This window comes from Methanobacterium sp., from assembly GCF_016217785.1.
Lineage (GTDB): Archaea > Methanobacteriota > Methanobacteria > Methanobacteriales > Methanobacteriaceae > Methanobacterium.
In genome coordinates, this window is record NZ_JACRGA010000005.1 from 343,335 (window position 1) to 357,810 (window position 14,476).

At 40.5% G+C, this 14,476-nt stretch carries 13 protein-coding genes and 1 tRNA gene; 7 read left to right on the forward strand and 7 right to left on the reverse strand.

All coding sequences use genetic code 11. The features are described from left to right. Positions 1-27 precede the first annotated feature (27 nt). From purQ to purC, 3 genes are all read right to left on the reverse strand, one after another. Entirely contained in the window at positions 28-681 is a 654-nt protein-coding gene (gene purQ, locus HY987_RS03075; protein ID WP_292755518.1) for a phosphoribosylformylglycinamidine synthase subunit PurQ, read from the reverse strand. Position 682: 1 nt separating this feature from the next. After that, positions 683-937, reverse strand: coding sequence for a phosphoribosylformylglycinamidine synthase subunit PurS (gene purS / locus HY987_RS03080; protein ID WP_292755520.1), 255 nt, complete (start codon positions 935-937; stop codon positions 683-685). Positions 938-1,068: 131 nt separating this feature from the next. Next, positions 1,069-1,815, reverse strand: coding sequence for a phosphoribosylaminoimidazolesuccinocarboxamide synthase (purC, locus tag HY987_RS03085; protein ID WP_292755522.1), 747 nt, complete (start codon positions 1,813-1,815; stop codon positions 1,069-1,071). Positions 1,816-1,978: 163 nt separating this feature from the next. Between purC and glmS the strand changes: the two genes are divergently transcribed. From glmS to HY987_RS03120, 7 genes are all read left to right on the forward strand, one after another. Further along, positions 1,979-3,760: a glutamine--fructose-6-phosphate transaminase (isomerizing) gene (glmS, locus tag HY987_RS03090; RefSeq protein ID WP_292755525.1), complete on the forward strand. Its 1,782-nt coding sequence runs from the start codon at positions 1,979-1,981 to the stop codon at positions 3,758-3,760. Positions 3,761-3,947: 187 nt separating this feature from the next. After that, a complete protein-coding gene (locus tag HY987_RS03095; protein WP_292755527.1) occupies positions 3,948-4,238 on the forward strand; it encodes a hypothetical protein in 291 nt (96 codons plus the stop codon). Positions 4,239-4,627: 389 nt separating this feature from the next. Then, positions 4,628-5,209 (forward strand): XRE family transcriptional regulator, encoded by a 582-nt coding sequence (locus HY987_RS03100; RefSeq protein ID WP_292755529.1) that lies wholly within the window; start codon positions 4,628-4,630, stop codon positions 5,207-5,209. Positions 5,210-5,248: 39 nt separating this feature from the next. Beyond that, a complete protein-coding gene (locus HY987_RS03105; RefSeq protein WP_292755531.1) occupies positions 5,249-5,659 on the forward strand; it encodes a thioesterase family protein in 411 nt (136 codons plus the stop codon). Positions 5,660-5,812: 153 nt separating this feature from the next. Next, positions 5,813-7,474, forward strand: a complete 1,662-nt coding sequence (locus HY987_RS03110) for an AMP-binding protein (RefSeq protein WP_292755532.1) — start codon at positions 5,813-5,815, stop codon at positions 7,472-7,474. 165 nt (positions 7,475-7,639) lie between these two features. Continuing rightward, positions 7,640-8,167: a 2'-5' RNA ligase family protein gene (locus tag HY987_RS03115; protein ID WP_292755534.1), complete on the forward strand. Its 528-nt coding sequence runs from the start codon at positions 7,640-7,642 to the stop codon at positions 8,165-8,167. Positions 8,168-8,550: 383 nt separating this feature from the next. Beyond that, positions 8,551-11,043 (forward strand): DEAD/DEAH box helicase, encoded by a 2,493-nt coding sequence (locus HY987_RS03120; RefSeq protein ID WP_292755536.1) that lies wholly within the window; start codon positions 8,551-8,553, stop codon positions 11,041-11,043. Between the two features lie 507 nt (positions 11,044-11,550). Here HY987_RS03120 and HY987_RS03125 read toward each other — a convergent pair. The 4 genes from HY987_RS03125 to HY987_RS03140 form a co-directional block, all read right to left on the reverse strand. Further along, positions 11,551-12,111 (reverse strand): LemA family protein, encoded by a 561-nt coding sequence (locus HY987_RS03125; protein WP_292755538.1) that lies wholly within the window; start codon positions 12,109-12,111, stop codon positions 11,551-11,553. 460 nt (positions 12,112-12,571) lie between these two features. Then, positions 12,572-12,644, reverse strand: a tRNA-Ile gene (locus HY987_RS03130). Positions 12,645-13,042: 398 nt separating this feature from the next. Then, a complete protein-coding gene (locus HY987_RS03135) occupies positions 13,043-13,333 on the reverse strand; it encodes a metal-sulfur cluster assembly factor (protein WP_292755540.1) in 291 nt (96 codons plus the stop codon). A 162-nt stretch (positions 13,334-13,495) separates the two neighbouring features. Then, positions 13,496-14,407: a DUF5591 domain-containing protein gene (locus HY987_RS03140; protein WP_292755777.1), complete on the reverse strand. Its 912-nt coding sequence runs from the start codon at positions 14,405-14,407 to the stop codon at positions 13,496-13,498. Positions 14,408-14,476: the final 69 nt, after the last annotated feature.

Sequence of the window (14,476 nt, forward strand, 5' to 3'; positions counted from 1 at the left end):
TATTCAATCCATTGGATTCAAAAATTCTTATTTAGAATCGACAATTCCCTTAAAAAACTTTAAACCATCATCTGATCCTAAAATAGATTCTGAAGCTCTTTCAGGGTGGGGCATAACTGCACACACCAGTCCTTCCAGGTCACATACTCCAGTAATCGCATCCATGGAACCATTGGGGTTCTCCCCTTCAAATCCCAGTACAATTTGGTCCTGATCACGAAGCTCATCAATGTATTCTGTGTAATAACGACCTTCAGCATGTGCGATGGGTATCTTGATGACTTCATTCTTCTGGTAAAGATGAGTAAAAGGTGTTCTATTGGTTTTAACCTCTAATTCAACCCATTCGCAGATGAACTGTGCTTTTTGGTTGAGGGTGAACACTCCGGGCACCAGGCCTACTTCTGCCAGGATCTGGGCACCGTTACATATTCCTAAAACTGGTTTTTCATCCTTGACAATCTCTTTGATTCCTTCAATCACGGGGGTGATGGCTGCAATAGCTCCTGCACGAAGATAATCCCCATAAGAGAACCCTCCGGGGATAACAATTGCTTCAAATTGTGATAGGTCCCTCTGGTTCCACCAGACATAATCAGGTTCAGCTCCAGCAAGTTCCAGGGCGCAGAACACGTCCCGGTCGCAGTTGGAGCCGGGGAAGCGTATGATCCCCACTTTCATTTTAGTCACCTGCAGCTTCAATCTGGATTTGGTAGTCGTGGATCACCGGGTTGCAGAGCAATCGCTCGCACATCTGGACCACTTCCTCACGGGCCACATCAGGGGTTTCTGCTTCCAGTGTGAATTTTACTATTTCAATGGTAGCAGTATCCTCCACCTGATAGTCTAAAAGGGCCAGTGCCCTCTGGATGGTGGAAGCTTCTGGATTGAGCATTCCTTTTTTGAGACTTATTTCAACTTGTGCATGGTATTTCATTGGCATCACCCGAGATTAATTCCATAATAAATTATATTTATAAATCAGTTAATTCTTTTTAAATCTATTAATTTTATAAATTTATTAAATAATTGAATTTCTGTTTCAATCGAATTTCTGTCTTTCATAATTTAAAAATCTAAATTCCATCTTTTCTTATCTTCATCATCTAATATTATGTTGGCTACCTTCTGGTAGGCTTCAATAACTCCAGATTCACCCTTTCTGAAAAGATCCTTATCCAGAATATCACAGGTTTCACTATCCCAGAACCGGCAGGTGTCTGGGCTGATTTCATCCCCCAGGACAATGTTTCCATCTGCATCACGACCAAATTCTATTTTAAAGTCTGGAAAGATGAGTCCCCTGCTTTCCAGGTAGCTTTTCAGAACCTCATTGATCTTCAGGGTGATTTTTCGGATGGCTTCCAGATCTTCGCTACTAGCCAGATCCAGGGCCAGGATGATGTCATCGTTAAGCATGGGATCATGGTATTCATCATTCTTATAATCCATCTGAATAATGGGAGGATGGAATGTCTGCCCTTCTTGGAATGGGAACCTTCTAAGAAGGCTTCCTGCAGCTATATTTCTAGTGATCACTTCCAGGGGTATCATATCCAGTTTATGGGATAGCATGTATCCCGGTTCGGGTAAATCGATGTACTGGGTTTTTATACCCGCATCTTCCAGCAGTTCGAAAAGTTTAGCTGAGATTAGGGAGTTGTAATAGCCCTTCAAGCTCATAACTTCCTTCTTTTCCCCATCCCCTGCGGTTATGTCATCTCTGAATTTTACTAAAACCTGCTGTGGCTGGCTGGTCTGGTACACATCCTTGGCTTTACCCCGGTATAGGAGATTTCCCTTATCAAGATTCATGTTAAACTCCATTTCATTATTTATTGTCAAATGTTTATATAGATATTAAACTACATTAAGATAAAACTACATTAGAAATTATTATAGCTTAGGATTATAATAGATTAGCATTATTTACCATTTACTTAACTATTTAAAAAACACTTACTTGGGTGAAATTAAAATGTGCGGAATTGTGGGATGTATACTTAAAACTGATAAAGCAGCACCTGTGCTCTTGGATTGTGTGCAGCGCCTGGAATACCGGGGTTATGACTCGGTGGGCATTGCTACTTACTCATCATCAGGGATTTGGATCAGGAAAGACAAGGGAAAAATTGATGAAGTTTCAGAGGAACTCCACTTAGAAGAACTTCCTGGAGAAATGGGGATAGGTCATGTTCGCTGGGCCACCCATGGTCTTCCAACCCGGGTAAATGCTCATCCTCACACAGATTGTGAGGGAAAAATAGCAGTGGTTCATAACGGTATCATAGAAAACTACAAGGAACTTAAGGATGAGCTGGTAGGTGAAGGACACCATTTCGTGTCCCAAACTGATACAGAGGTTATTGCCCATCTCATTGAAAAATATCATAAAGATGGACTAGATCTGGAGGCGGCCATGAATCAGGCCATCAACAAGCTTCATGGGTCCTATGCCTTTGCAGTTATCAGTGTTGATGAACCCAATAAAATCATGGGGGTCCGAAAGGAAAGCCCACTTATACTGGGACTGGGAAACGGCGAATATTTCCTGGCTTCTGATGCTCCAGCCATACTACAGCACACCAGACGGATTATTTACCTGGCAGACCATGAAACATTCATCATGGATGCAGAGGGCATCACTGTAAAGGACCGCGAGGGTAAGGTAATGGATAAAAAGATAGAAACCATTAAATGGACTCCTGAAATGGCCCAAAAAGGTGGTTATCCTCATTTCATGCTTAAAGAGATTCATGAACAGCCCGAAGCAGTTAAAAACACCCTCTTCGAGGTTTCAGATATTGAGAAGATCGTCAGTAAATTTCCACAGTTCAAACGAATCACCTTTGTGGCCTGTGGAACATCCTATCATGCTTCCCTGGTTGGGAAATATCTTTTTGAAGGCCTTTTAGGATTACCCACAGATGTGATCCTTGCTTCTGAGTTTGAATTCTCAGAAAAGGCCATTGATCCAGATTCCCTGGTGATATTCATCAGCCAGTCCGGAGAAACTGCCGACACATTGAAAGCCCTTAAAATAGCCAATAAAAAGGCTAAAACCATGGCAATTGTCAACGTACTTGGTAGTACGGCTACAAGAGAGGCGGATTATGTTATATTCACCAGGGCCGGCCCTGAAATTGGTGTAGCTGCAACCAAAACATATATCAGTCAATTAACCTGCATATACCTCCTGGCAGCATGTATGGGTAAAAACAAGGAGCTTTTAGAGGAACTTCAACTGATTCCAGGTTACATGGAGACGGTGCTCTCTTATGAGGATGAAATCAAAGAAATGGCAACTAAATACAAAGATGCTCAGGATTTCTTCTTTATTGGTAGAGGATTTTCTTATCCCACAGCAATGGAGGGAGCATTGAAACTTAAGGAAATAACCTACATTCATGGTGAGGGATACGCTGCCGGGGAACTTAAACACGGGCCATTAGCACTTATCGATGATGGTGTGCCGGTGGTAGCAGTGGTACCTCCAGGTAAAAGCCACGACCGAACCCTCAGTAACGTGGAAGAAGTCAAAGCCAGGGGAGCACGGGTTATAGGTCTTGGCTCAGGTGATGATCAGGTTTTAAGTTTCGAAGCCAGTGACATGATAAAATTCCCCGCCCAGATCAACGAGTTACTATCACCCCTGATCTATGTTGTGCCTTTACAGTTACTATCATACCATATAAGCGTGCAGAGGGGTATTGACCCTGATAAACCTAAAAACCTGGCAAAATGTGTAACTGTGGAATAAATATCCTATTTTTATTCCTTTTCATTAGTTAAGATACTTTTTATAGATTTTCACCCCATTATTACTGAAACACATTTAACATTAATGGGGTGGATTATTATATGGTCTCATGAGGGACCATTTATTTAAAGGTGTTTTAAGATATCTAACTAGTAGAAATATCATTTTAATTTAGACAGGTAATTAAATGACTCCTAAAAAATCAGGAACTCTGTTCATTGTTTTAATGATTGCATTGGTTGCCTATGGGGCTGCTTCAGGTGCCAATGCATTGAACATAGGTACAGATATTGGTGTAGGATTGATTCCATCCAATTTCAATTTAAACGGTGATCAGAAGATCAGTGAGATCGGTGATTCCAACTTCACCCCGGTTCATATTGTAAAACACATTCAGGTTAACACTACCAATACCACCAACACCACCAACAATACCACAGTCAACACCACTCCCACCAATGGAACCACAACCCCCTGATTGTGTTCTATTGAGGGGTGTTAGTAGTTCCGGATTGTGATTTCTTGTGGGTAATAAACCCTGATATGCGTTTAATCAGTGTAGATGTTTAATCCTTAAAAATAATAAGTAAATCAAATAATCAACCTTTTTTTTATTATGTTGAGATATGGGATAATTAGTTGTAGATATGGGATAAACATTTAATCACCATCTCTAAAAACATCTTTTAAGGGTTCTTATGAGGATAGGTAGTATACTAATTAAAAAAATGTTTAAGTAACCTGAGTATAATTTTTTGGTATACTGGAATTATTTAGTTACATATAGGTAAGTTATTTAGTACATATAGGTAAGTTAGCGTTTATGAAGTTGAAGAATATAATATTTATAAAATTAAGGTGATTTACATGTCTGAGGAGAACAAAGTTGGAGCGAAAATCCGTCAGTTAAGAGAAGATCGTCAAATGTCAGTAGAAGAACTGGCAGATGCCAGTTATAGTAGTGTTGAACTCATAGAAGACCTGGAAAGCGGAGCACTGGTACCATCACTAACTCCTCTTTTAAAAATTGCACGAGCGCTGGGCGTACGCCTGGGCACCTTCCTGGATGATGCTCCCCACAGCGGTCCGTTCATGGTTAAATCCGGAAAATCAGATAATATAATTAGGTTTTCTGGTCAGGGTCTTGGTGAACACAGCAACAAGAGTGCATTGGAATTCTACTCACTTGCCTATGGGAAGGGAGACCGACACATGGAACCGTTCCTCATCGATATCCACCCCACCGAAAACCAGGATTACCAGCTGGCATCCCACGAAGGTGAAGAATTCCTATATGTTATCCAGGGAAAAATAGAAGTGCTTTACGGGCAGGAAAGCTACCTACTGGAAGCAGAAGATAGTATTTACTACGATTCAGTGGTCCCCCACCACGTTCATGCCAAAGAAAAGGATTCAAAAATGCTGGCAGTGGTTTACACTCCCTTTTAAATAAGGAGACCCTTTTATAAAATCTGGAGATATTTATATATGTACACTATTACAGTAACACCCCGATTTGGAGACTCAGACGGTTTAAGACACATAAACAACATAGTACTTGCTGAATGGTTTGAACTGGCAAGAAACAAGATTTACAGATTATTCACCCCGGACCTCGACCTAAGCTACGAGAAATGGAAATTGATAATGGTTAAAACCGATTTTGAATTCCTGGGACAGATGTACTACAACGATGATGTGGACATAAAAACCAGCATCATCAGAATTGGTAACAGTTCCTACACCACCTACCACGAAGCATGGCAATCAGGACACCTCAAAGCAAAAGGAACAGCGGTCCTGGTGAACTACGACTTCATACAGCAGAAATCAAGACCAATACCAGATGATGTAAGGGAAAAACTTGAAGAACATCTGGATGACTATTCAGGGAAATAAAATCCAACAATCATACTCAATCCAAGGGAAATTTAAATGATCCCTCGGGAATTGGGAAGATACACTGGAATTTGAAATAAATAGAACTATAAATAGGATTAAATAAACATCCCCTACTTAAAATTAGAACATAACCACATTGGAGTTTTTAAAATGGTTTTTAGTGAGCTTACTATTGGTGACTTCCTGGAAGAAATGGTAAAAAAGGATCCCAACCAGGAATTCATGGTCTACCCCGACAGAAATCTTCGTTTCACCTACAAGGAATTTGACGAAAGGGTCAACCTCCTGGCCAAAGGTCTTCTGGAAATTGGAATAAAAAAAGGAGACCACTTAGGTATCTGGGCCAAAAACGTGCCAGACTGGCTTACCATAATGTTCGCCACCTCCAAGATCGGAGTGGTTCTGGTTACAGTTAACACCGCTTACAAAAGCCATGAACTGGCATATGTACTTGAACAGTCCGATATGAAGGCCCTTGCAATTATTGACGGGTATCAGGATGTTGATTACATTCAAACAGTCTATGAACTACTCCCTGAGTTGAAAACCCAGGAAAGGGGTAAACTCAACAGTGAAAAATTCCCATTCTTAGACAGTGTAATCTATGTTGGTCAGGAAAAGCACCGGGGAATGTACAACACCAATGAAATCCTTCTACTTGGAAGACATGGAGATGAAGAAGAATTCCAGAGGATAAAATCATCAGTTACCAATGATGAGGTGGTTAACATGCAGTACACCTCCGGAACCACAGGATTCCCCAAGGGAGTGATGTTAACCCACCGTAACATCCTCAACAACGGATACTACATTGGTGAAAGACAGAAATTCACAGAAAAAGACAGATTATGCTTAACTGTACCACTTTTCCACTGTTTTGGTATTGTACTGGGAGTTATGGCCATCTTCACCCACGGAGCCACCTTTGTGGTGGTGGAACTATTTGATCCCCTGATGGTACTGGCAGCTGTTCAAAAAGAACGATGCACAGCTCTCTACGGAGTGCCAACCATGTTCATTGCCGAGTACAGTCACCCCATGTTTGAAATGTTCGATCTTTCCAGTCTGCGTACTGGTATCATGGCAGGCTCCACCCCACCCATTGAAGCCATGAAAAAGGTGGTCAATGACATGAACATGACCGAGATCACCAGTGTCTACGGCCTGACCGAAGGCTCCCCCGGATTCACCCAGACCAGTGTGGACGACCCCCTGGAGAAGAGAGTGGAAACAGTGGGTAAGCCATTACCAGATTGTGAGGTTAAAATCGTGGACCCTGAAACCGGCAAAACCCTGAAACCCCACCAGACCGGTGAAATATGCTGTAGAGGGTACAATGTGATGAAAGGCTACTATAAAATGCCAGAAAAAACCAGGGAAGTCATAGATGAAGATGGATGGCTCCACAGTGGGGACCTGGCAACTGTGGATGAAGAAGGATACTACTCCATAGTGGGCCGTATCAAGGACATGATCATCCGTGGAGGGGAAAACATCTACCCCCGTGAAATAGAGGAATTCCTCTACACCATGCCTGGAGTACTTGACGTCCAGGTGGTGGGAATCGCAGATGAGAAGTACGGGGAAATTGTAGGAGCCTGCATTATCCTGGAAGAAAATGCTGAACTTACCGAGGAAGATGTCCGGGACTACGCTGTAACCAAGATCGCCCGTTTCAAGGTGCCAAAACATGTTTTCTTTGTGGATGAATTCCCACTAACTGCCAGTGGAAAAATACAGAAATTCATTCTAAAGGAACAGGCAGAAAAACTTTTAAAGGAGAAACTGATAAAAGAAGAGGATTCCATTTAGGGAAAACCCTCTTTATGGAATTTCCTTCATGAGGGGAGATAGAATTGTTATTTTCAAGTTTCTGAATTCATTGTTAACCCCCTAAATTTCATCATAAATTAAAGAAATATCTCAAAAGATAATGCACTTGTTATAAGATCATTTTAGATTGTGGAGACCAGATAAATGTCATTATTAGCCATAGCTTATCCTAAAATTAGTGATGAGGATTATCAGTGGATTCAGGAATTCAGGGAAGAAAATGACGAGCTTTACCATGGTGTAGTGGAGCCCCATTTCACCCTGGTATTCCCTGTATTCAACCAGAGACCGGAAACATTCATTGAGGAAATTAAAAGAAGAGCAGCAGATCATAGTAGAATAGAATTTGCTTTAAGATGTGCAGTTATGGAAAAGGATGCATTCACTCCATACTGGCATGTGTTCCTGGTGCCAGATGAGGGTTACAGCCAGATAATCAAACTCCACGATAACTTTTACTCAGGGAAACTGGCTGATGAACTCCGCATGGACCTCCCATTCATCCCCCATATTGGTATTGGCAACTCCATAGAACAATGGACCTGCAAAGAACTGGTTGATCAGATCAACTATTCCAATATGGAAATAAAGGGCACCATAGATGAGATCAACGTGGTGGAATACCATGAAGAACGGGTAGAAACCATGGAAAAGATAAAACTATCACCTTAATCAAGTAAACATTACCTTAATAAAGTAAATATCATCTTAATCAAGTAAAACTATCATCTTAATTCAAATTATCTCCAAATCATTTAATAGCACATTTTTTCCAATTTAATTACCCAATAATCCCCAGATTCACGTTTATCCAATATGTAGATATCGTTTAAATCAATTTGCCATCGAAAAAATATAAATTAGTTTTATAAAGTTTCAGTAAGCATGTTTTTAATTTTAATGAAATATATAAAAATAGATAGATGGTACTAGATATAAATCTAGAATAATGCCGTTTAAATTGAATAAAGCAATTATTGATGAAATATATTGGCTTGTATTCTAAAAAATACAACTAAAATGATAAACGGATTTTTAATACAAGTAATGGTAAAATGATAATCTTAAGACGTAAAAAGAAGATTGTGGAACTTTTTCCCATTGGAAGTTCTAAGGGGGCTTTGAATGACCGGAGAAAACCCTTATTTCATGGTTATATCAAGTTTCGCAGGGTGGATGATCAGCTAAAGATCCACAAGTTCATAGTCAAGAAGGATAAGGAGGTCATTCTACCTCCCAGCGAAGCAGTTAAGGTCCTGCGAAAACAAAACGTGTTCCTGGTAGGTGCCGACCCCGACACGGAAGAATTCCTCCAGTCATTAAATATAACATACAATCACACACTTATATGCAGGCACTGCACATTTGAAGGTTTTATAACCCTGATCAGAAGAGAAAAATCTTACTTTTATCATGGAGACAATCTCTGCAGACTATGCGCAGAAAATGAGATAAAACGAGAGTTGAAATCTCGTTCATATGATATGAGCACATTTCCCCGGTTCAGAAAGATGCTGGATGAGACCGGTGACCTTTCAAAAGTACTGAGTGTCTTCGATCCACGATTCGACCCCCTTAAAAATCAAGAACTCACATTATACGATAAGGTAACCACCAAAAAAGATGATAATCTCTCTAAAGTCAGAATTGACACCTTGAAAATCCCGGAAGCATTCAAACAATCCTTAAAAAGCCAGGGAACTCATCTCTTACCTGTTCAGGTGCTGGCACTTCAGGCAGGACTCCTGGAAGAGGAGAACCTACTGGTGGTATCAGCCACTGCCAGTGGAAAAACACTGATTGGAGAGTTGGCAGGCATACCCCACGCCCTTGAAGGTGGGAAATTCCTTTTTCTAACTCCTCTGGTGGCATTAGCCAATCAGAAGTACAGGGATTTCAAGAAAAGATACCAGAAACTGGGGTTAAATGTTTCCATAAGGGTGGGGATGAGCCGGATAAAAGCCAAGGAAGAACTGACTCTCCCTGATGAAAAGATAGATGCTTCAGATATTGTGGTGGGAACATATGAAGGTCTGGATTTCCTTCTTCGTGCTGGAAGATCATCCCAGCTGGGTGATCTTAAAACAGTGGTGGTGGATGAGATCCACATGCTGGGAGATGATGAAAGAGGACCCCGACTCCGGGGACTCATACACCGCCTGAGGGTCCTATTCCCTAATTTACAAGTAATCGGACTTTCAGCCACTGTCAAAAACCCCAAGGAAATTGCAGCTGAATTTGGCATGAAACTGGTTGAGTATCCCCTGCGTCCGGTTCCCCTGGAGCGACACCTGATATTCACCAGAACTGAGGAGGAAAAAAACCATCTCCTGACTCAACTCGCCCGCAATGAATACCAGAACCGATCTCGAAAGGGGTACCATGGACAGAGTATCATTTTCACCAATTCACGCCGGAAGACCCATACTGTATCCGATTATCTGACCAGGAGGGGTGTTAAGGCAGCAGCATACCATGCTGGGTTATCCTACTCTAAAAAGAATCGGATCGAAAAAGAATTCGGGGAGCAGAAACTGGGAGCAGTGGTCACCACAGCAGCGCTAGCAGCAGGAGTGGATTTCCCAGCTTCCCAAGTACTTTTTGAAAGTTTGACCATGGGAAATAAAAGACTCAATCCCAATGAGTTTTCCCAGATGCTGGGCCGGGCAGGAAGGCCCACATATCATGATCAGGGAAAGGTGTACCTTTTACCGGAGATTGGTCGGAGTTATGGGGATGAAACTGAGGAAATGCAGGCCATGGAACTCTTATCCAGTGATGTGGAACCAGTTAATGTAACTTATTCAGAGGACAGTCAGGTTGAACAGTTCCTGGCTGATATCTGTGCAGGAAGGGTGGATAAATTTTCCCAGATAAGTCAGGAATACCAAAATGATGAGTTACCCCTGGAATTTGAAGAAGCTTTCAATATAATGGTGGATTATGGTCTGGTAAGGGAAAAGGATGGTAAAGTATCACCCACATCTTATGGGCGGGCAGTTTCCATGTCCTTTTTGGATTATCCCTGTGCCGATTATATCCGGAAGAGCCTGGACCGGATACATCCCATGGATATAGCCCTTAAACTGGAACCCTTTGAAAGCGCATATCTCTCCAACAGGATAACCACCCAGGTAGGTCGCATTCTCAAAATAAACATGTCCACCCGATTATTTGCAGACAGCACTCTGGATATCTTGAGTTCTGGATCTGCCATTAATAAACTGGAACCCAGCCTCAGGGAACGGTTGACAAGACTTCAAATGGATTTTTACACCTGCCGGTGTAAGGAAAGACCCTTCTGTGGCTGTTTCCAGAGGGAATTATCCAGGAAAATGATTAAGCAGCGCCTTGCAAAACGGGACCCGGTTGATATAAGCCGGAAGTTAATGCGTGATTATGAAATCCACGCCTATGCGGGGGATATATTCAGCTGGCTGGACTCACTTATCCGGATGCTGGAGGCGGTGCGCAGGATAAGTCAGGCTTTTGGTAAGAAAAAGGTGGTCACAGAGTGCAACCGTCTGATAAGACAGGTTGAAAATTAATCACATATTTTTTTATTTTTATTTTTTTAGTTTAATTTTAGTTTTTTAGTTCTTTTCACTTCTTTCAGTTATTTTTAGTCCTTTTATAGGTCTTATTTTTAATTTGTACGGGGACTGGTTCAACTTAAATAATACCTAAAAAATTATGGGTAAAAATACAAGATGAATACATAAGAGATAAATAAAAATAATAAAACATATCCTCTAGGATACATGTCCTCAGGAATTGATCCATATATTGAACTGATTTATGGATTCTGGGGACTTGTCTAATTTGGTTTACATGGCATGTTATTCGTGTGGAGGTTATTACCAGCTTAAGTCTGGTTAATCATCCCAGCAATATAATCACTGCTGCTGAGGTGATAAACTAAATACTATCCCAATATATTACCCAGTTAGATTGTATAGATGAAATCGGATTGAATAAGATGAATTTATTGGAGTATTGTTAATTTCTTAAAAAGGTAATTCCTTAAAAAAAGTAATTATAAAAATTTTTAATTACTAAAAATCAACCTGAGGCACTTCTTCTGCATCTTTACCATGTTCAAAGTATTCTGCTTCGGGAAAGTTGAAGAAATTAGCCAGCATATTGTTGGGGAAGACTTCACGTTTGTTGTTGTAGGTCAGTACAATTTCATTATAAAATTCACGGTACTGGGCGATTTTATCCTCTGTTTCAGATAGCTGATCCTGCAGTTCCAGGAAATTTTCATCTGCCTTTAGCTCAGGATAATTCTCTGCTACTGCAAACAAGCTTTTTAAAGTACCGGTTAGCATATTATCTGCCTTTTCATTCTCTTTAACAGTCTGTGCATCGTTCAAGTTTGAACGTGCCCGAGCAACCTCCTGGAAGGTGGTTTTTTCATGTGCAGCGTAACCTTTCACAGTTTCCACTAGATTATCAATCAAGTCAGATCTTCGCTCTAGTTGCACATTTATCTGTGACCAGGCACCTTCAACCCCGTTTTGAAGTTTAATTAAACTGTTGTAGATTGCAATGATTATTACAAAGAATATTACAATTATTAGGACTACCAGTCCAAAACCAATTAAGTTCCACATTAAAACACCTTTATACTGATTATTACCTATTAATCCAGTTATGTTATGGTTTATTTAAATGTTTTTAAATCCACAGGCAATAGTTTTAAAATTCCATTCAGTGCTCTTAACCTGCTATCTTCAGTGGCTAGTTACGGTGGTTAAATAACAGTTAGATAGATTAAATGGACTAAAATTGAGGAAAACCTTTTAAAATACTGTATAAATTAAAATAAAAGGAAGAAAATGGTAAAAAGGGTAAAAAAAATGAGGTAATTAATTACCAAATTTACCATTGCTCCAGCTATATAGTATCCTAAACTCAGCATATAAATTTTTTGAAAAGCATTTTAGTATTACATTTCGATATAATATGATATCAAAAATCAAAGGGCAAAAACAATAAAATAAGTGTTTGTTTTTAATTAAAATATCTAAAAATCTAATATAAATCAAATAAAACATTGAAAATGAGTAATAATGGGCCCGCTGGGATTCGAACCCAGGACCTCACGGTTATCAGCCGTGCGCTCTACCGCCTGAGCCACGGGCCCCTTAAATATTAGTAACAGCTTTTATAACCTAAATTTCATGAACAAATTCAAAAACTGCAGGGGTAGATTCATGATTTAGAATTCATCCTATATATACCTTTGTGGCTGCAGTTTTCTGGATTAGTATTACAATAGTTCTTTTAATATAGTTCATCAAAGTTTTAAGATATTCCTCAAGTCTTCATAGGGTGATTTATTGATTCAACACAAATTGCAGCATCTTTACTAGGACAGTAACTATATTTTCAGTTTCCGATCAGGTAAATAAAAGATCAGGTAAATAAAAATTTACAGGGGTGGCGGGTTATGGTGAGAAGTACATTCTGGAACTCGACTACACATCCGCTCCCTGGATTTTAACACTCCATCTGGAGTGTAAAATTTGAAAACTTATAAAATTATTTGTTGACCATTTCACTGATGGCATCAGCCATCATATGACCTTCAACCTGGATTTCTGCCTTTTCAATGCCTTCCACTTTCTCAGCAGCCACACGAGCCTGCATAGCCATGTTGGCAGCACTCATACAACCAGGGTTGGTGGGTTTTATAACAATCTTGGCAGTTTTATCATTTTCATTAACCTGTATATCGGCCACAAGGCCCATTTCCACAATGCTGATTCCCATGTGGGGATCAGCCACCTGGGCCAGAGCTTCTCTAACCTTTCCAACTAATTCTTCACTCATAATCATACCTCAAAATTGATTTTTTTGTATTTCACACTTTTTAGTGTGGTTATAATGTATAATTACTTGAAAAAACCTTCATATACATTAAATAATGGTATTCTTTTATTTCCATATTTGTGCTATTTATAGTTATTTATAATCATAAAAATTTAGGGGAAGCTAACCCAGCCGATGTCTCACTCGAACAGCAACACCTTTTTCTCCCTTTTTCATCTCTTTACCATTCATGATGGCTTTTCCCACGCCTACAACTTCTCCTTTTCGAATGATAACTACCTCATCCTTGGGAATTATCTCTGGATGGGCATCCACCACTCCTGGGGCAAACAGGGTATTGGTCTTAAGATCAAAATCGATTTCCACCCAGTTAACACCAATATCATTCAGGATGGCTCCGCCCTTAATGTTCAGACTGTAAAGTCCGTTATTGTGGTGCAAGACTGCGATTTGTTCCTCACCCTGCATTAACCTCCGGTCAAATCTTCCCCGTAGTCTGTAATCATCGGGCACCAGATGGTCAGCATCCGGGGTGTTGAACTGGTAACGGGCTATGGAACGTAGCATGTGGAGTTGCCGGGCATGACTTTTGAGTTTTCTGTATTGTTTAACCTCGTTTTTGAGGTTGGCCATTGACTCAGGTGATGTGGCCCTACCATCCTGGCAGGTAAAAGTGGCTTCTGGCAAATATTCCTGGCAAACTGTGAGGTAACCATGAGCTACATGGGCTATGACCTCATGGTCTCCAACATATTCCTTAAGGCATTCTCCAGTGACTTTTATTTCTTCCCGGGACCAGTCTCCCACTGTGGAAACGTCATAGGACTGTATGGGGTAGGTTTGTTCCATCTCTCTGGGACAAACACCAAAAGGGGATGTTAAAATCGCTTCCTGTAATCCCTTGGTGGCCTGGGTGAATATATGGTGAGATTTACTTGCAGAATATGGTTTGCGCATACTGCAGGGTAAGACTACCACTACTTCCCCCAATGGTTCTAAAAGTTTCATTCTCTCCCTCCAGCGGCGTGCTTCGGGACGGTTAAGTGAAGTTTCAGTGGTACAGAGTACTTTAATCATTATTTTACTCCCTAAATCTTTATAATCCTTGAATATTAGTTAATTATTTTTCCAATATTTCAGTTA